Origin of the sequence: Agrobacterium sp. DSM 25558 (assembly GCF_900100825.1) — a bacterium.
GTDB lineage: Bacteria > Pseudomonadota > Alphaproteobacteria > Rhizobiales > Rhizobiaceae > Agrobacterium.
Map to the genome: position 1 here is coordinate 42,257 of NZ_FMUD01000002.1, position 16,924 is coordinate 59,180.

The 16,924-nt window shown below is 54.5% G+C and carries 15 protein-coding genes; 13 read left to right on the forward strand and 2 right to left on the reverse strand.

Annotation, left to right across the window (positions count from 1 at the left end):
* The first annotated feature begins 52 nt into the window (after positions 1-52).
* The 3 genes from fliF to visR all read left to right on the forward strand — a co-directional run bounded on the left by fliF (position 53) and on the right by visR (position 3,591).
* Positions 53-1,744: a flagellar basal-body MS-ring/collar protein FliF gene (fliF, locus tag DSM25558_RS02675; protein ID WP_077101559.1), complete on the forward strand. Its 1,692-nt coding sequence runs from the start codon at positions 53-55 to the stop codon at positions 1,742-1,744.
* Between the two features lie 357 nt (positions 1,745-2,101).
* Positions 2,102-2,833: a transcriptional regulator VisN gene (gene visN / locus DSM25558_RS02680; protein WP_077101561.1), complete on the forward strand. Its 732-nt coding sequence runs from the start codon at positions 2,102-2,104 to the stop codon at positions 2,831-2,833.
* 11 nt (positions 2,834-2,844) lie between these two features.
* Positions 2,845-3,591: a transcriptional regulator VisR gene (gene visR / locus DSM25558_RS02685; RefSeq protein ID WP_077101563.1), complete on the forward strand. Its 747-nt coding sequence runs from the start codon at positions 2,845-2,847 to the stop codon at positions 3,589-3,591.
* Positions 3,592-3,690: 99 nt separating this feature from the next.
* Here visR and DSM25558_RS02690 read toward each other — a convergent pair whose 3' ends face one another.
* Both DSM25558_RS02690 and DSM25558_RS28760 read right to left on the reverse strand, forming a co-directional pair.
* Positions 3,691-5,613 carry an O-linked N-acetylglucosamine transferase, SPINDLY family protein gene (locus DSM25558_RS02690; protein ID WP_077101565.1) on the reverse strand — a complete coding sequence of 641 codons (1,923 nt, stop codon included), beginning with the start codon at positions 5,611-5,613 and terminating at the stop codon, positions 3,691-3,693.
* A 175-nt stretch (positions 5,614-5,788) separates the two neighbouring features.
* Positions 5,789-5,950 (reverse strand): hypothetical protein, encoded by a 162-nt coding sequence (locus DSM25558_RS28760; protein ID WP_159442473.1) that lies wholly within the window; start codon positions 5,948-5,950, stop codon positions 5,789-5,791.
* A gap of 35 nt (positions 5,951-5,985) precedes the next feature.
* Between DSM25558_RS28760 and DSM25558_RS02695 the strand changes: the two genes are divergently transcribed.
* The 10 genes from DSM25558_RS02695 (at position 5,986) to DSM25558_RS02745 (ending at position 16,745) form a co-directional block, all read left to right on the forward strand.
* A complete protein-coding gene (locus DSM25558_RS02695; RefSeq protein ID WP_077101567.1) occupies positions 5,986-6,864 on the forward strand; it encodes a flagellin N-terminal helical domain-containing protein in 879 nt (292 codons plus the stop codon).
* Between the two features lie 271 nt (positions 6,865-7,135).
* A complete protein-coding gene (locus DSM25558_RS02700; protein WP_077101569.1) occupies positions 7,136-8,017 on the forward strand; it encodes a flagellin N-terminal helical domain-containing protein in 882 nt (293 codons plus the stop codon).
* Between the two features lie 318 nt (positions 8,018-8,335).
* Positions 8,336-9,217: a flagellin N-terminal helical domain-containing protein gene (locus tag DSM25558_RS02705; RefSeq protein WP_077101571.1), complete on the forward strand. Its 882-nt coding sequence runs from the start codon at positions 8,336-8,338 to the stop codon at positions 9,215-9,217.
* Between the two features lie 278 nt (positions 9,218-9,495).
* Positions 9,496-10,461: a flagellin N-terminal helical domain-containing protein gene (locus DSM25558_RS02710; protein WP_077101873.1), complete on the forward strand. Its 966-nt coding sequence runs from the start codon at positions 9,496-9,498 to the stop codon at positions 10,459-10,461.
* A gap of 186 nt (positions 10,462-10,647) precedes the next feature.
* Positions 10,648-11,295 (forward strand): hypothetical protein, encoded by a 648-nt coding sequence (locus DSM25558_RS02720; RefSeq protein ID WP_077101575.1) that lies wholly within the window; start codon positions 10,648-10,650, stop codon positions 11,293-11,295.
* A complete protein-coding gene (locus DSM25558_RS02725) occupies positions 11,288-12,595 on the forward strand; it encodes a MotB family protein (protein ID WP_077101577.1) in 1,308 nt (435 codons plus the stop codon). Before DSM25558_RS02720 ends, DSM25558_RS02725 begins: the two co-directional genes overlap by 8 nt.
* 8 nt (positions 12,596-12,603) lie before the next feature.
* Positions 12,604-13,845: a chemotaxis protein gene (locus DSM25558_RS02730; protein ID WP_077101579.1), complete on the forward strand. Its 1,242-nt coding sequence runs from the start codon at positions 12,604-12,606 to the stop codon at positions 13,843-13,845.
* A gap of 1 nt (position 13,846) precedes the next feature.
* On the forward strand, positions 13,847-15,283 hold the full coding sequence (locus tag DSM25558_RS02735) for a flagellar hook-length control protein FliK (protein WP_077101581.1): 1,437 nt from the start codon (positions 13,847-13,849) through the stop codon (positions 15,281-15,283).
* The gene (locus DSM25558_RS02740; protein ID WP_077101583.1) at positions 15,213-15,794 is read left to right on the forward strand and encodes a transglycosylase SLT domain-containing protein; all 582 of its coding nucleotides are present in this window, start codon (positions 15,213-15,215) and stop codon (positions 15,792-15,794) included. The genes DSM25558_RS02735 and DSM25558_RS02740 overlap by 71 nt, the downstream gene beginning before the upstream one ends.
* A gap of 279 nt (positions 15,795-16,073) precedes the next feature.
* Complete coding sequence (locus DSM25558_RS02745; RefSeq protein ID WP_077101584.1) at positions 16,074-16,745, forward strand: response regulator transcription factor; 672 nt, start codon at positions 16,074-16,076, stop codon at positions 16,743-16,745.
* Positions 16,746-16,924 lie beyond the last annotated feature (179 nt).

Consider the following 16,924-nt stretch of genomic DNA (forward strand, 5'->3'; position numbering starts at 1 on the left):
GGTATTGGGACCAAAAGGTTTCTGGACTCTTTGAACGACGGTGCGGGACAGAATGAATCTGTTAAATCAATTCCCTCAGGTTTTAAAAAATATCGCGGCTCTTGGCCAGACGCGGCTTTTGGTGCTGGGTGGTGTGGGCGTTCTGTCCATGGCGATCATTCTTGCAGCCGCGCTCTATGTGAACAAACCTGCCTATGAGACACTTTATGTCGGCCTTGAGACCATGGATCTGAACAAGATCAGTATCGCTCTGGCCGAGTCGAATGTTGATTTCCAGGTGGGAGCCGATGGTACCAGCCTTCAGGTGCCCGTTGGCATGACAAGCAAGGCTCGTCTTCTGCTTGCGGAACGCGGACTGCCCGATAGCGCCAATGCCGGTTACGAGCTTTTCGACAATGTCGGTTCGCTGGGTCTCACATCCTTCATGCAGGAAGTCACCCGCGTTCGCGCCCTCGAGGGCGAAATTGGCCGTTCTATCCAGCAGATCGATGGTGTTGCCGCTGCACGCGTACACATCGTCATGCCGGATGTCGGTAATTTTCGCCGTGGAGAGCAGAAGCCGACCGCATCCGTCATGATCCGCGCCAGCGCCGCGGCGGGCCGCAAGGCCGCATCCTCTATTCGCCACCTCGTCGCTTCGGCTGTTCCCGGCCTTGAGGTCGATGACGTGACGCTGCTCGACTCCACCGGTCAACTGCTCGCATCTGGCGACGATGTCGGGAACGGCGCATTGAACCGCTCCCTCACGCTCGCACAGAACGTGCAGCAGGAACTCGAAACCAAGATCGACAAGGCGCTGGCCCCATTTCTCGGCATGGACAACTTCCGCTCCACTGTCACGGCAGAGCTGAACACTGATAGCCAGCAGATTCAGGAGACCGTTTTCGATCCCGAATCGCGCGTCGAACGGTCCGTCCGCACCACCAAGGAAGATCAGAAGTCTCAGGAAACCACGCCGGATTCGGCTGCGACCGTAGAGCAGAACGTTCCACAGGCGGCCCCACAGGGCGGTGGCGGCGGTCCGAAGTCTTCTGATGAGACGGCTAAGAAGGAAGAACAGACCAACTACGAAATCAACTCGAAGACAACCGCCACTGTTCGCAATGGCTACACCGTCGACAAGATTTCAATTGCCGTCGTCGTCAATAAGGGCCGTCTTGCGAAAATGATCGGCGAACCGTCCGATCAGGCCAAGGTCGATGCCTATCTTGCCGAAATGCAGAAGATCGTGGCGTCCGCTGCCGGTATCTCGACCGATCGTGGTGACGTCGTGACGATCACGGCCATGGACTTCCTGGAAACTCAGCTTCTCGATCAGGCAGTGGCTGGCCCGGGCTTCATGGAAGTGATGAGCCGCAACTCTGCCGGCATCATCAACTCGCTTGCCTTCGTCGTCGTCGCCTTCCTCGTGGTCTGGCTCGGTGTCCGCCCCATCGTTCGCTCCATGTCCGGCGGAAGCGCCTCTTCGACAGCGGAACTTGGTCAGGATGCAGCTGGTCTCGAACTGCCGGACTTCTCTCCCGGCATGGGCGGAGCAAGCGCGGGTGGTGGCCTTATGGATGGCTTCGGCGCGGACTTCGGCTTCGACAGCACAGACGATCTTCTCTCGGGCGATGGCGACAGCGGCGATTTCAACCGCCGGGTTCGCGAAGGGCCGGAACGTCGCCTTTCCCGCATGGTGGAAATCAGCGAAGAGCGCGCCGCCAAAATCCTGCGCAAGTGGGCAATCGAAAAAGCAGCTTGAACACGAAGGCCGGTCCAGCACCGGCCTTCTTCCGTTTTATCTCTTGCATCACACTGGCGCACATGGTCTGATTTGGAACGAAATTTACAATTTGTTCATCAAATCGACAATTTACGTTGGAATAGTTGAAATCAACTCTGTGCGAGATCGATAACATCAATATGCTTTCGTGGTATGATCAGGAGATAAATGCGGGGATGCCTTCGACTACGAATGGTTTTCCCTGTAGCTTTTCCTAAAATGAAATGATTCGGTCGCCAGATATGCAAGCCACAGACTGTGATTGTGTTCTGAATGGAAATGATTTCCATCCCGGTTAAATAATCTCCGATCAGGAGAGTAAGAGGGCGTAGGCTATTGAAGGTGGATGTTGATGTTCGCAGGCTGTCAGCCGCGCCGTTTGATAGGTCGGTGAAGCTATTGCCGCGCGATCAACTCATTCGAAACATTTCAATTGCGGCGACTGACGGTAACGTTACAGCTGCGGTGGAAATGCTTGCGACCTTTGCTGGCGCGTCGCACTATCTTCTGGCGCGGGAAGATCTTCTTCAGGAAGCCGGCCTCAATTTCATCATCACATCCGATTGGCCATTCGATCTCGTGCGAAGGCTGGGTGCGGAGCTGACCAACAATCAGAACCGCGTCAGCGAGATGGAAAAATGCCTGGCGCTTCTCAAGCCGCGTATGCTGTTTCTGCCTGACGATGCTGTCATTCCCCATGGCGTCGATCGGAAATATTGCGCCTTGACCTTCTGTGTCGGCCGGGTTCGTTTTTCGCTGCTTTTGCTGTTTGTGGAAGATGGCGTACCGGTGGATGATCGCCTGCGCGAAGCGGCGATGCTGGCGGGTTATTTTGCAAGCTCTGGCATTATCGCCGAATCTCGGGTTGAGCGAGACATCGATTTGACCGAGCGTGAACTCGAATGCCTCTTCTGGATTGCCGAAGGCAAGACCAGCGACGAAATGGCAACGATCCTTGGAATTTCCCGCAATACCATCAATAACTACATCACCAGCGTCATGCGTAAGACGGCAACCAAGACCCGCTCCGAGGCCATTGCCTATGCGGTTCGAAATAATCTCGTATGAGGGCGCGTGGGATGGGCTATTATAAGGAATCCGAGGCATCAAACGGCGAATATGCCGGTTCCGCCCGTGCAAATGCCTCCACCAGCCGCTCTGATCTTTTTCCCAAACTGGTCGCGATACAGCGCATTCTCGGTGCGAAGAACTTTGTGGTCCTGCGTGCTGTCGCCTCGGGGTTTCCAAACAAACGGAAACTGTTCTGCGAGATAGAGAATTGGGGCATCAACGCTAATGAGCAAAGCGCCCGTCTCGTCCAATCCATGGGAGAGCGACTGCTCGACCATATGGAGCGCTCGCTGCTGCCAGTAACCTGGAAGAGCGAAAACGGTTCGGGTTTCGCAGAGATACCCGACGTTCCCGCACTCATGGTCAGGCTCGTCAACGATGATCTCTCCTATGCCGGACTGGCTCTTCCTGCGCGCCTGGGAACGATTGGCAACGGGTATGTGGTGTTCTGTGGTGGGAATCTGCTGCTGGACAATGAAATGGTTCTTGAGCAGCACATCAAATGCACTGAAATCATGGTCGATCTGCTCGCACTTGATGAGCGTCGCGTGACGCCTGCGGAATCGCTGAGCGAACGAGAAGTCGCCTGCCTTCAACTTGCGGGCGATGGGCGCATCAGTGAGGAAATCGCTGTCAAGCTCGGCTTATCGGTTCACACCGTCAATGCCTATCTCGGCTCGGCTACCATAAAGCTCGATTCGGTCAACCGAATCCAAGCGATCGCGAAGGCTATCCGTATGGGCTACATTCATTAAAGCGAAGGTCGCTACCCGGTTTGGCGCGCACTATCTGATCATTTCGTAGTCAGGTCGTGACCTGAAAACCGTGTTTGATTTTCAGGTCACTGCGTCGGTTTATCTGACGAGGAAAGGCTCGGTGCGTGCGGGCAGGGTTGGCACATCGAAGTGATCGGGTGCCTTGCCTGCTTTTGCCTGCTTGCTCATCGTCTCATAGGCAGCCTCGAGATGACGGCAGTAGCGTTCTGCGTCGAAGAGCGGGCTGGTGAAGCGGTTCGCATCGATGCGGGCGCGGATTTCCTTGAGCTGTGATGGGTCCAGAGCATGGGCAACGGCCTGATCCACATAAGCGGCTTCGTTTTCGGCAATCAATTCCGGTGTCCCGATCGCGTGGAGCAGGCTTTCGCTGACGCGCGATGCGAAATTCGTGCCCTTTATCGTCAGAACCGGCAGGCCGGACCAAAGCTGCTCCGAGGTCGTCGTATGTCCGTTGACCGGGAACGTATCGAGCCCGAGATCAGCGACGGTGATACGATTGAGGTGAAGTTCAAACTCCAGCTTGCCCATGAAGAAGACGCGCTTTGCAGGAATGCCCATGGCGATGAACTTGGTAACGATATTCGTCTTGCTATCCTGGCTGTTGTGTAGAATCCAGATCACGCTGTTGGGTGCGCGCTTCAGGATGTCACACCAGAGCTCCACAGTGCGTGGCGTGATCTTACGGTTTGCATTGAACGACGCGAAAACGAAAGCGTCTTCTGGCAGACCGACATCGCCACGACTGATCTGTTTCGCAAGGGGTCGATTGATGGGATCGTTGGGCTGATAGCTGTCCGGCAGGCGGACGAATTTTTCGTAGTAATGGGGCTTTGAACTGTCTGGCAGCACGTGATGGTCGCCGATGACGTAGTCCAGATCGACATTGACTGTCGACCCCGGAAAGCCGATCCACGCGACCTGCACGGGAGCTGCACCCATGTTGAGAATGGCCGTGCGGTTGCCAGCCGTGTGACCTTTCAGGTCAACGAGGATATCGATGTTACGCGCCTTGATTTCGGCGAGTGCCTCGTCGTTGGTCATGTCTCTGATGGTGACGACATTGCCCCACAAGGTGCGGTCGGCCTGGTTTGTCTTCAACAGATCCGGATCTGAGTGGCAAAACAAGGTGACCTCAAAGCGGTCCCGGTCGTGCAGTTCAAGAACCCGACGAATAAGCTTCATGGTGGCGTGTTTGTCGAACAAGTCGGAAGAGAGGTAGCCGATCCGGATCTTCTGTCCCCACGCATGCGGCAGCTGATGCCGTTTGGCGGTCATCTCTGGTGTGAAGGCTGGGGTATTGCTGCGCGCCAGCTGGTTGATGTGTTCGTTATCGCTCCAATGGATATTGAAGAACGTGCCATCGAGCGAGATGAAGGACGTCTCTCCAGAGGCAACGGCTGCATCGATGATGGGCTGGTGCTTTTCGATCGCATCGAACTTGCTGTGTTCGCGGCAGAACACAAGATACATCAGGCGAACGGCCTGCTGGCGTGGCAACTTCGCCAAAAGCAGACGAGCGGTCTCGATGTCCTTCGGATCGAACAAATCCCAGGTCGTGATAGCGATCCGCGCGCCGAGCTTGACGTGCTCGATGGCGTCGCTTTTCATCAGGATGCTTTTCAGGGCGCGCGCAATACGCGGCTCGCCGCGTTCCAGCAGGATCGTGCCGACGATATAGGTGATATCGGGGTATTTGTGGAATTTGTGGATCAGCTTGTTGGACAGCGCGAGCGCTTTGTCTTTTTGTCCGCAGTCGAAGTAGAGTTTGATGCTTTCGACGAGATAGCTTTCGGCATCCATACCGTCCTGTTGATATGCGAGCTCGTAAGACGTCGCGGCCTGTTCAGGCATTCCGATCCGTAAACACGTTTTCGCCAGCAACGCATAGGTGCGCGCATCGCGTTTTGTGTCGATCAGCTGGTTCAGCGTCGAAAGAGCCTCCGTGTATTGGCCCGTCTTGAAATGTTTCGATGCGGCGGAATAGCTGATTTCGTTTAACATTTGTCTCGTTCTATCCTCTTGCCGTCTTTGTTTTGGGACGCTAGCCCGTGACGGACGCAGATCTTGGCGATTTAGAGTTTTGATAGATACTGCACGAACCTTGCTTGAAACAGGTCTGCTTGCGCGGTGCCTGCTTCATTGTGGTTAACCCCTGTCTCCGGCCATTTGCGCAACATTAACCAACAAAATCGACGGGTCTGGGGATATCCCTGAAATTAAGAACTTGGAAATGCTTGCCGCGCATTTTGATCCTGCGTGGCGGGTTTGGTGTCCAGTAGAAAACGGAACCGAGTGGCATGATGCCGAACCGTTCGCGCCGGTACTCGTAATCCGGCATGTCCCTCTCTTGTACCGCGTTTTAAGGGGCAACTTATGTCTAGCATCAACTTCAATTCCAGCGCCAGCTCTGCTCTCCAGACTTTGCGTAGCATCAATAACGACCTCGGCAAGACCCAGGATCGCGTTTCCACCGGCCTGAAAATCGGCGACGCTTCCGACGGTGCTGCATACTGGTCCATCTCGACCACGATGAAGTCCGACAACAAGGCACTCGGCGCAGCAACTGACGCACTCGGCGTTGGCGCGGCCAAGGTAGATACAGCCTACGCGGCCATGGACAGCTCGATTGACGTCGTCAACGAAATCAAGGCAAAGCTGACAACCGCCAGCGAAACATCCGTCGACAAAGAGCAGGTTCAGCTCGAAATCACCAAGTTGCAGGAACAGCTGACAGCTATCGGTCAGGCCGCTTCGTTCAACGGTGAAAACTGGGCTGTTCAGTCTTCCGACAGCTCGAAGACGACCGTTGTTGACGGCTTCATTCGCAACACAACTGGCGCGGTCAAGGTTACAACAGCGACCTTCGACTCTGGTTCCTATGCCATGTTCTCGACCATCGCTGATGGCGTTGGCAGCGGTGGCATTCTGTCTGCCGTCATGACAATCGCTCTCACAAGCGTATCGACGCAGGGCCAGATCGACGCGTTCCTGACCACGGTTGAAACTGCACTCGGCTCGCTGACGAAGGGTGCAGCTGCTCTCGGTGCTCTTTCGACACGTATCGACCTCCAGGACGAGTATTCCAGCAAGCTGAGCGATGCCATGGAAGCTGGTATCAGCCGTCTGGTCGACGCTGACATGGAAGAAGAATCGGCAAAGCTGTCGGCTCTCCAGACACAGCAGCAGCTGGCCATCCAGTCGCTGTCCATCGCCAACTCTTCGTCTTCGAACATTATTTCTCTGTTCCGTTAAGACGATTACGACAACTAAAAAAACTGGCCGGACCGCGAGGTCCGGCCTTTTGCGTTTGGTTCGTTAACAAAGTATTACTCATTTTATTTAGAAATTAACTAAATTTTTATACAATGTTTGGAAGTCCTTAACCTTAATGATGTTAGATCGGGTTATCGAAACGACGGCCGGAAGTTAACTATAGTATTCGGCAGGCATGACGCTGATCGTTGTTCACCGGTGAACCCGGAATGTCCCTTCAACTATACTTGCCAAAGGGGCAATTAATACTATGACCAGTATCTTGACTAACACATCTGCCATGTCTGCTTTGCAGACTCTCCGCACAATCAATTCCGACCTTTCCACGACACAGGACCGCGTTTCGTCCGGTCAAAAGGTTGGCAAAGCTGCTGATAACGTCGCCTACTGGTCGATTTCCACGACGATGAACTCCGACAACAAAGCGCTCAACGCTGCGACGGATGCTCTGGGCGTTGGTGCTGCCAAGGTTGATACTGCCTATGCCGCCATGGACAGCTCGATCGACGTCGTCAACGAAATTAAAGCGAAGCTGACAACCGCCAGCGAAACATCTGTCGACAAAGATCAGGTTCAGCTTGAAATCACCAAGTTGCAGGAACAGCTGACGGCTATCGGCCAGGCCGCTTCGTTCAACGGTGAAAACTGGGCGATTCAGGGTGACACAGCCTCCCAGACAACTGTTGTTGACGGCTTTATCCGTGACTCCGTTGGCTCGGTCAAGGTTACGACGGCTACCTTCAACGCCGGTTCCTACGCAATGTTCTCGACCATCGCTGATGGCGTTGGCAGCGGTGGCATTCTGTCTGCCGTCATGACAATCGCTCTCACAAGCGTATCGACACAGGGCGAAATCGATGCCTTCCTCACGACTGTTCAGACCGCTCTGGATGGCCTGACGGACGGTGCAGCTGCTCTCGGTGCTCTTTCTTCGCGTATCGACATGCAGGATGACTATTCCAGCAAGTTGAGCGATGCGATCGAAGCCGGCGTAAGCCGTCTGGTCGACGCCGACATGGAAGAAGAATCTGCACGTCTTTCGGCTCTTCAGACCCAGCAGCAGCTGGCCGTCCAATCGCTGTCGATTGCCAACTCTTCTTCGCAGAACATCATGACCCTCTTCAGAGGTTAATGATTTTCAAATTGAACGAAAAAGCCGCGCTTTTGCGCGGCTTTTTTTTTGGAAAATTAACGAGAAGAGAATTGAGAATTCCTTATTATTAACAATATGTTATTTGAGTTTAACGGTAATTTTCGGCCTTAATCTTCTATTCATGTAGGTAAAAAAACCCCTACGATTAAACCTTTGTTAACCATAAACCTGTTTTCTGTGGTCATCGAAACAGCGCACCGAACATTTTAGGTCGGTAAGCATGAAGCTGCCTGCTGCGTTTCCCGGCCTTGACCGGAATGTCTCTTCTTAAAGAATTGCCAAAGGGGCGCCCTGAAGATGACCAGTATTTTGACAAACACCTCTGCAATGTCTGCTCTTCAGACGCTGCGCTCGATTAATTCAGATCTTTCCGGCACACAGGACCGCGTTTCGTCCGGTTACCGCGTCGCCCAGGCGAAAGACAACGTAGCTTATTGGTCCATTTCCACCACGATGAACTCCGACAATAAAGCGCTGAATGCCGCTTCGGACGCTTTGGGTGTTGGTGCTGCCAAGGTCGATACCGCCTATGCGGCCATGGAAAGCGCGATCAGCGCCGTTGACAATATCAAGGCAAAGCTTGTCACCGCCTCCGAAGAATCGACAGACAAAGACCAAATCCAGCTGGAAATCGGCAAGCTCCAGGAACAGCTTTCCGCTATCGCCCAGGGGGCTTCGTTCTCCGGTGAAAACTGGATGGTGGCCGGTGACACGACGCAAGCAAGCGTTGTCGATGGCTTTATCCGCACCTCCGATGGCGGTGTGAGCGTCACCACGGCGAAATTCAACATCGGTTCCTACGCCATGTTCGGTACCATCAATGCCGACGGTGTGGGCGAAGAAGGTATCCTCGGCAGCATCATGAGCGTGCAGCTGACCAGTGCTTCGACGCAGGGCGACATCGATGCCTTCATGGACATCGTCGAAACCGCGATGAGCGGACTGACGGACTCTGCGGCAGCCATCGGCGCGCTTCAGACCCGTATCGATTTGCAGGACTCTTATTCTGCCAAGCTGTCGGATGCGATCGAGGCAGGTGTGAGCCGTCTGGTCGACGCTGACATGGAAGAGGAATCGGCCAAGCTATCGGCACTCCAGACACAGCAGCAGTTGGCGATCCAATCGCTCTCGATTGCAAACTCCAGCGCCTCCAACATCATGTCGCTCTTCCAGCAGTAAAATATATCTTTTCAAGATCAGAACCGCGCCCTCTGAAAAGGAGGCGCGGTTTTTTCATGTTGGTGGTCAGTCAAGACGCAATAGCGTGTCACCGGCCCCATCACGCAAGTTTCGCTATAGCTTGGGCTTGTATATAGCTTGTAACGGGGTTCGCATTTCGTTAACCCTAAGCCATGCAGCGATCATATCGCTTCGCACCTATGTCTCTTCATGATGAGAGCGCGGCTTTCGCCAGATAATCTGGCATGTCCTATTACTCCCTGCCCAATGTAGGTACCATGACCAAGATCATCTCCTCCGGCACCGTGCAGAGTGCACTTCAGACGCTTTTGTTTAGCGATGACACCCTGCAGAAGACGCAGGAACGCGTTACGTCCGGCTACAAGATAGCGTCTGCGGCGGATAATTCCGGGTACTGGTCGACGGCCACAAACATCAAGTCGGATTCAAACGTTTTGACGAGCGTTGGCGATGCCCTCAATCTTGGCGCATCCAAGGCCGATACAGCCTACGAAGCGGTGACGTCTCTGATCGGTGTGGTCGATCAGATCATGACGCAATTGACGACGGCATATGAGCCGGGTGCGGACAGAGGACAAATCAACGGCGCGATCAGTGCGCTGAAAAACAACCTTCAGTCCGTGTCGCAGGCCGCCAGTTTCTCGGGCGACAATTGGATATACAACACCGCAGAACAGCTTCCCGACACCAAGTCCGTGCCGTTTTCATTTCATAAGGATGTGTCTGGCGCCATTTCCTTGCAATATCTGAGCGTCGATACCACCCAGACCACATTGGTGGATACCAGCGATGCAAGCAGAGGATTGCTTACCGCAGGCGTTGACGCCAGTGCGCGTAACGCCGATGTCGCCTCTCCCGCGCGAGAATACTATCTCCTGAATGCGGGATCAGCGACTGGAGTTACTGGTACGGAAATCGCCGTTTCTGACACGACGACGAATGATGAACTGGATGACATGGTTTATGTCGTTGGCCAAGTGCAGAAAAAGCTGAATGAACTGGGAGGCTCTCTCGGTACGATGTCGAACCGTATGGACCAACAGACAACTTTTGTCAGTTCGCTGAAAGATTCCATGGATAAAAGCGTGAGCCGCCTGGTCGACGCCGACATGGAAGAGGAATCGACCAAGTTGACGGCATACAAGACCCAGCGTGATTTGGCGGTGGAGGTGGTGTCCATGGCGAACAACCATCGCAAGAGCATAGCGACTCTCTTTGGCTGATGTGCGGTGGGGTTCATCCTCGCACAAGTTTGAACCGCTACTTTCGGACACTGAATTGCTACCGGGTTTTCGCGCTCTCACGGAAAGTGCGACGTCGCTCCGCTGGCTGTATCTAAATGCCTTGGATTATTTCATGATTCTCTTCTCCATAGAAAAGACAAGCGCGATATTGGGCGAGGTGTGGCTATGAGCGGAGCGCTAGCGAAATATCTCAAGGACTTCAGCCAGTTCGTCCCGCCGCCTGAAGCACCAAGCGTATTCGAGCCCGAGACATCCGTGTCCTCCTTTGAAAGTGCCTGGCTGCCGGAACCCGAAATCGCCATCGATCTCGATGAGGAAAAGCGCAAAGCTTTTGCCGAAGGGCAAGAAGCGGGCAAACGGGAACAGCTTCTCAGTCAAGAGGCTGAACTGGAAGCACTGCGCGCCCTTCACAGCAAAGAGCTGGAGGCGATGCAGAACCGCTACGAGGATGAGATCGCAACGCATCTCGCGACCTCTGTCATCTCCATGAAGCAGGCGATTGCCGGAAATGTCGAGGCCGCCTGTTTTCGCCTGTTCGCCTTGGTGATGGAGCGGGAACTCGCGAAAACGACTGCCGCAGATATTTCGGCCGAGATCATTCGTGAGATTGAAGGCGGGTATGCTGGGACGATCAAGATCACCGGTCCAGAGCATCTCTTGTCCAAAATCCGCGACGATTTGGGCCCGGTCGACAATCAGGTCGATTACGACGAATCAGACGATATTGATATTAAAGTTCAACTGGATAGCTCAGTCTTGATGACGAGACTGGCGGAGTTCTTCCAGAACGCACGGGGTTTGGCTGATGAGTGAAGGCGAAAATCACCATCACGGCAAAAATGAAATCATCATCGTTAAACGCCATAAAGGCGGTCACGAAGGCTCGCACGGCGGTGCCTGGAAAATCGCCTTTGCAGACTTCATGACCGCTATGATGGCCTTCTTCCTCGTGATGTGGCTGGTCAATGCTGCAAACGAGGAAACCAAGGCTTCCGTGGCAAGCTATTTCAATCCGATCAAGCTGACGGACGAGAAGCCCGCCGACAAGGGAATGAAGCAGCCCGCAAAGACGGCGAAGGGCGAGGATTCGCAGCAAAAATCCGATACCAAAGCCGAAAAGTCCTTTGATGCCGCTGCTGCTGCCAGCGGTGACGACATGACCTCATCTTCGGGCGACAAGACGGCCTATTCCGAAGCCGCGTTTTTCGAGAACCCTTACGCGGTTCTGGCTGAAATCGCGCAGGAAGTCGGACAGCAGGCCAATGTCAGCGCCAAGGGCGAGGGCGGTGCCAGCAATTCCGGTCCATCGACCGGCGCGTCCGGTGGTGAGGCCTATCGCGACCCGTTCGATCCGGACTTCTGGAGCAAGCAGGTTGACGTGCGCCCCGATCAGGGCGGCATAGCGATCCAGGATACGGCTCTGCCTGAAAAAGCGCAGAAGAAGACAGATTCGAAAGCAGTGGCTGTTCCACAGGACATGGCCAGTGTGATCAATGACAGCGAACCGCCGGCTCCATTGAAGGCCACGGATGTCAAGGCGCAAAAGGTCGATCCGGGCTCGGTCGATGAGATAGGCGAACCGTCTTCGAAACAAAGCAAGACGAAGGTTGGGAAAACAGACGCTTCTGCAAAATCGACAGCAGCTGCCGCACAGGAAAAGACGACGGAGGAATTGCGCGACGAGATTGCCCAGCAGGTCTCCGGTGTTGCTGGCAAACTGGCCGAAGGCATCGTCGTCACACCGGCAGAAGGCGGAACCCTGATCACGATTTCTGAAAAGGCCAATACCGCCATGTTCGGTATCGGCTCTGCCGTGCCGCAAAAAGATCTCGTGCTGGCCATGGAAAAAATCGGCCAGGTTCTGAGCAAGCAGAAAGGTGCTGTCGTCATTCGCGGGCACACGGATGCGCGGCCCTACAGCAGTGACGGGAAAGACAACTGGACGCTGTCGATGGATCGCGCTCACGCGGCTTACTTCATGTTGTCTCGCGGAGGTCTGGATGAGACGCGCATCAAGCAATTGTCCGGCTTTGCCGACCGGCGTCTGCAAACTTCAGACGATCCGCTGAATGGTGCAAACCGTCGCATCGAAATATTGCTAGAGGATAGTTGAGGCAGCGGATGATGAAAGCGACCCGCATTGCTGTCTTGTTTCTGGGTATTCCGTGGCTGGCCAGCGCCAGTTACGGATACGCTCAGAGTGATCTGCCGCCGGCCAAAATCCTGCGATCTCTCCAGTTCGTTCAGGACTCGGTCGTCATGGGCGATCACTCTGCGCGGGAAATGCAGAAATATCTTCTGGAAACCATCGATTCGACCCTGAGAACGGCCGACACTTCGATATTCGAAGATTCACGAAATGCGGATGCGGCGCTCGCCTACATCATGAGTGGCGGCAACCCGCAAACGCTTGATTATCTTGTTGCGCGTGACGTTCAGGGACATTTCGATTCCCGCGTCATCAACGTTCTGCAGAAATATTTCAACGGGCGTGGCGTGCAGGTCGAAAAGATCATCACCGATATTCTTCCCGAATATCGCAAGGGTGTTCTCGGGCCATATCTGATGCTGATCGCGGGCAACATTGCCGTCACCAGAGATCCAGCGGCGTCCCTTGTTTTCTTCGATGATGCGCGTCTCACGGCACCTGGTACGATTATCGAAGAGGCTGCGTTGCGGCGATCAATCATCGCGATGATACAGACCAAGCAGCACGAAAAGACCCTCGAATACGTTCGAAAATATGCGGTCAGATTTCTGCATTCGCCCTACGCATCACAGTTCGCCGATCTCTTCGTCAGTTTCGTTGTCGAAAGCTTCGGGCCGGTTTCCAAGGATAACATCACGGAAATCGCGGATTTGATGGATCCCGAACGGGCTGAGGAAATCTATTTGCGCATCGCGCGTCAGGCCTCCTTACGAGGCCAGGTCGAGCTAGCGCGTTTTGCGACGGACGAGGCGAAAGCGCTGACATCACAGACTGGCGATACCTCGCGGGCACCTTTGTCGGCGCTGTATTCCGGCCTGGCAGACGTTCCGAGCGGTGCTGTCCATAGTGCCAGCGAGACGCTGGCGAGCATACCCAACGACGAACTGTCTTCGCGCGATCTTGCGCTTCGTGATGCAGCCAGATCGATTGCCGAACAAATCGTGAGAGCGCCAGCCTCTGCAAGCCCGCCGGAAGGCATTGGGGCAGGCCTGGCAGATGATGGCAAGCCTGTCTTGCAGGCCAGTAATGATGATGCCGACTCACAGAAACAGTCAGGGCAGGCCGTTGCTGGAGCACCTTTGAGAGAATTCTTCGACAAGAGCCGCGCTCGTTTGAACGAGATCGATTCCTTGCTGGAGCAGGAGGAGAGATAGAATGAATGTCTTAAAGACTATTCCCGGTAATGCTGAGATTGTCAGTCAGGCAAGCCGTCAGGACAGAGATAGTTCGTCGAAGCGGGGAGGATCGGGCTTTTCCGATACCCTCGACAAGGCCGCTCCTTCCAAGCAGGCTCCGGCCAGCAAATCTGCAAATAGCAATGTCGACGCTGCACAATCGGCAACGGCTGCCCAGACCGATACCGCAGAGACGCCTGTCACCGCTGCACCGACTGCGGCTGCCAACAAGACCATTACCACGCCGGGAATCTTTCTCGAGGCAACGAACGCTACAGTCGCTCCGCCAACGACACAGACGGCGATACCCGCACCGTTCGATGGGCTTCAGAATGCCAAAGCCGTGCAGGCTGGCCCGGTCGCTGTCGCGCCGCTCCTTGAAGCCACGGATGAAACCATGCCGCTGCCGGTGATGAGCGATCTGGCGAAGCTTGTCACCGCATTGAGTAAAACATCTGCCTCCTCTGCACCTTCTGAAACGGACAGCACTGTCGAAACTGGCGACGACGTAGATGATGTGGATGTTGCCTTGCCTGAGGCCTCCAGCCAGAACAACGATCTTTTGACGCTGCTTGCTTCGACAGTGATGCCGATCGAGCAAACCACCCAGCAGAACGCACCTCCGGCCCGCGGTGATGGAAACTCCGCATTGGGTACCGTGTCAGGCGCGGCGCTTGGTGGTGAGCCGATCGATGAAAGCGCGACGACCAGTTCAACCGTCGTACGATTGCAGAAGCAGGATGCGTCGGCTCTCGATCTTCATTTCGACACCAGCGAGGATGGGTCTACGAAGGTCGACGTATCGAAGGCTTCAGGTGATGTTGCCGATGTTGTGCAGGTGGTGGAAAGCAGACGATTTGTAGGATTGGCACCGACATCCAACGCAGCAAGCATCACGACGGCGATGGCGACTGACCCGGAATGGGCCACAGCCATGTCGGGTCAGACAAGTAACTCTCCGATGATCTCAAGCACAGGGCAGGTCGTCCACGTCTTGAAGATCCAGATGACACCCGTGGACCTGGGGCACGTTACCGCTGCCATGAAACTGGTCGGAGATGAGCTCAGCGTGCAACTGACCGCACACACGCTCAAGGGCTATAGCGAGCTGCAAAAGGACAGCTCTGGAATTCTGGATGCACTGAAATCGCAGGGCTTTACCGTGGAACAGGTAACAGTAACCCTTGCCAGCGGCGCGGACCGCCAGGATAGCGGCACCAATAACCGCCAATCCGCGGATACGGGCCAGCAGGGTGCACAACAGGGCCAGCGTGGCCATGAAGAGAAGCAACAGGAACAGTTCTATCGGCAGCCGGGAAGCAACGCCAGAGAGGAGACCATCAGCCATGAAAGCGTTTCACGCCCTGAAGTACCTGCTCGCGTTGCCAGTGCTCGTCCTGACCACGTTTACCTGTGAGGCTTCTCAACCGGTCAACACGGTCGATTGCGAACGGCAAATACATGCTGCGGCAGATCGCTACGGGATACCGGAAGGTATTCTCTATTCGGTCGGACTGACTGAAACGGGACGCAAGGGCTCTCTGAGCCCCTATGCCATCAACATCGAAGGCAAAGCGTATTTTCCCGAAAATCTGCCAGCTGCCTACCGCTTGGTCGAAGATGCCCAACGGAGCGGCGCGAAGCTGATTGACATCGGTTGTATGCAGATCAACGTTTATTTCCACGGTGCGGAATTCAACTCCGTTGCGGAAATGTTCGACCCCTCCAAGAACGTCGCTTACGCCGCACAGTTCTTGAAACGGCTCCATGATCGTCATGACACATGGACGATGGCGGTCGCCAGATATCATGCGGGACCCAATAATGACCCCGCCCAACAGCGTTATGTTTGCCGGGTCATCAGCAATTTGATCGCCACCGGGTACGGTCAGTGGACTGCCAATGCGAGAAATTTTTGCTTGGGCTGAGCAACCAAAAGTTGAGTATGGTTCACTTAATCAGCCCCCAAACAAATGCGGCGAGATTCTGACAAAAAAGGCAAGGCAAGCACTAAGTGGGTTGACTCGCACTTTTCCCCCGAAAAAATATCCTTAATTTTGGAATGGCATACTATATATAGATCAAATCGGGACAATATGGTTAATCAATTATTAATTAATGTCTGTGATTTTTTGTAGTTGTGAGAGATTCCCGCGATTCGTACACCCTAGCATGTAGATTGGCTACACTGATTCGGAGGCGGACGAATGATCGTGGTAGTTGATGAGCGGAAGCTTGTTAAGGACGGGTACACAGCCCTTTTTGGGCGCGAGGGAATTCCCTCAACTGGATTTGATCCAGCTGAATTTGGCGAATGGGTAAACACGGCGGCGGACTCGGATATTGCGGCAATCGAGGCATTCCTGATCGGTCAGGCGGAAGCAACTCACGAGTTGCCGCGGGCCATTCGTGATCGCTCTCAGGCACCGGTGATTGCGGTCAGCGACCATCATTCTTTGGATGCTACCCTGGCGCTGTTTGACTCTGGCGTGGACGATGTCGTCCGCAAGCCGGTACATCCACGTGAAATACTCGCTCGCGCGGCAGCTATTCGCCGTCGCCTGTCGGTTCTCACGCATTTCACAGATGCTGGACCGATCCGAGTATTCTCGGATGGACGTGATCCAGAGGTGAGTGGCGAAGTTTTCCCATTGCCGCGCCGTGAGCGCCGCATTCTCGAGTATTTAATCGCAAACCGCGGACGTCGCGTTTCGAAAGCACAGATTTTCAACGCTATCTACGGTATTTTCGACGAGGAAGTCGAAGAGAACGTTGTTGAGAGCCACATAAGCAAGCTGCGCAAGAAACTGCGCAAGAAGCTTGGCTTCGACCCGATCGATTCTAAAAGGTTTCTTGGTTACTGTATCGATTGGGCGTAACTATACGCCTCTAAATATTTGAGTTTATTCCGAAATCAACTCTGCAAGTCCCGCGCCGCATCTCCATAAGAGTGCGGCGTTGTTCGTTTCGCCTGGGCGGAGGCGACAATCAAGGTGGTCTAATTTCAACACTAACGGCAGGTCTCGAAAAAGGTTCCACGATAAATTTTATTTTCTTC

What these genes read in the sequence shown, in the direction of transcription:
- fliF (WP_077101559.1), top strand. Translation starts at nt 53, where the DNA reads ATGAATCTGTTAAATCAATTCCCTCAGGTTTTAAAAAATATCGCGGCT.
- visR (WP_077101563.1), top strand. Translation starts at nt 2,845, where the DNA reads ATGGGCTATTATAAGGAATCCGAGGCATCAAACGGCGAATATGCCGGT.
- DSM25558_RS02690 (WP_077101565.1), bottom strand. Translation starts at nt 5,613, where the DNA reads ATGTTAAACGAAATCAGCTATTCCGCCGCATCGAAACATTTCAAGACG.
- DSM25558_RS28760 (WP_159442473.1), bottom strand. Translation starts at nt 5,950, where the DNA reads ATGCCGGATTACGAGTACCGGCGCGAACGGTTCGGCATCATGCCACTC.
- DSM25558_RS02695 (WP_077101567.1), top strand. Translation starts at nt 5,986, where the DNA reads ATGTCTAGCATCAACTTCAATTCCAGCGCCAGCTCTGCTCTCCAGACT.
- DSM25558_RS02700 (WP_077101569.1), top strand. Translation starts at nt 7,136, where the DNA reads ATGACCAGTATCTTGACTAACACATCTGCCATGTCTGCTTTGCAGACT.
- DSM25558_RS02705 (WP_077101571.1), top strand. Translation starts at nt 8,336, where the DNA reads ATGACCAGTATTTTGACAAACACCTCTGCAATGTCTGCTCTTCAGACG.
- DSM25558_RS02710 (WP_077101873.1), top strand. Translation starts at nt 9,496, where the DNA reads ATGACCAAGATCATCTCCTCCGGCACCGTGCAGAGTGCACTTCAGACG.
- DSM25558_RS02720 (WP_077101575.1), top strand. Translation starts at nt 10,648, where the DNA reads ATGAGCGGAGCGCTAGCGAAATATCTCAAGGACTTCAGCCAGTTCGTC.
- DSM25558_RS02725 (WP_077101577.1), top strand. Translation starts at nt 11,288, where the DNA reads ATGAGTGAAGGCGAAAATCACCATCACGGCAAAAATGAAATCATCATC.
- DSM25558_RS02730 (WP_077101579.1), top strand. Translation starts at nt 12,604, where the DNA reads ATGATGAAAGCGACCCGCATTGCTGTCTTGTTTCTGGGTATTCCGTGG.
- DSM25558_RS02735 (WP_077101581.1), top strand. Translation starts at nt 13,847, where the DNA reads ATGAATGTCTTAAAGACTATTCCCGGTAATGCTGAGATTGTCAGTCAG.
- DSM25558_RS02740 (WP_077101583.1), top strand. Translation starts at nt 15,213, where the DNA reads ATGAAAGCGTTTCACGCCCTGAAGTACCTGCTCGCGTTGCCAGTGCTC.
- DSM25558_RS02745 (WP_077101584.1), top strand. Translation starts at nt 16,074, where the DNA reads ATGATCGTGGTAGTTGATGAGCGGAAGCTTGTTAAGGACGGGTACACA.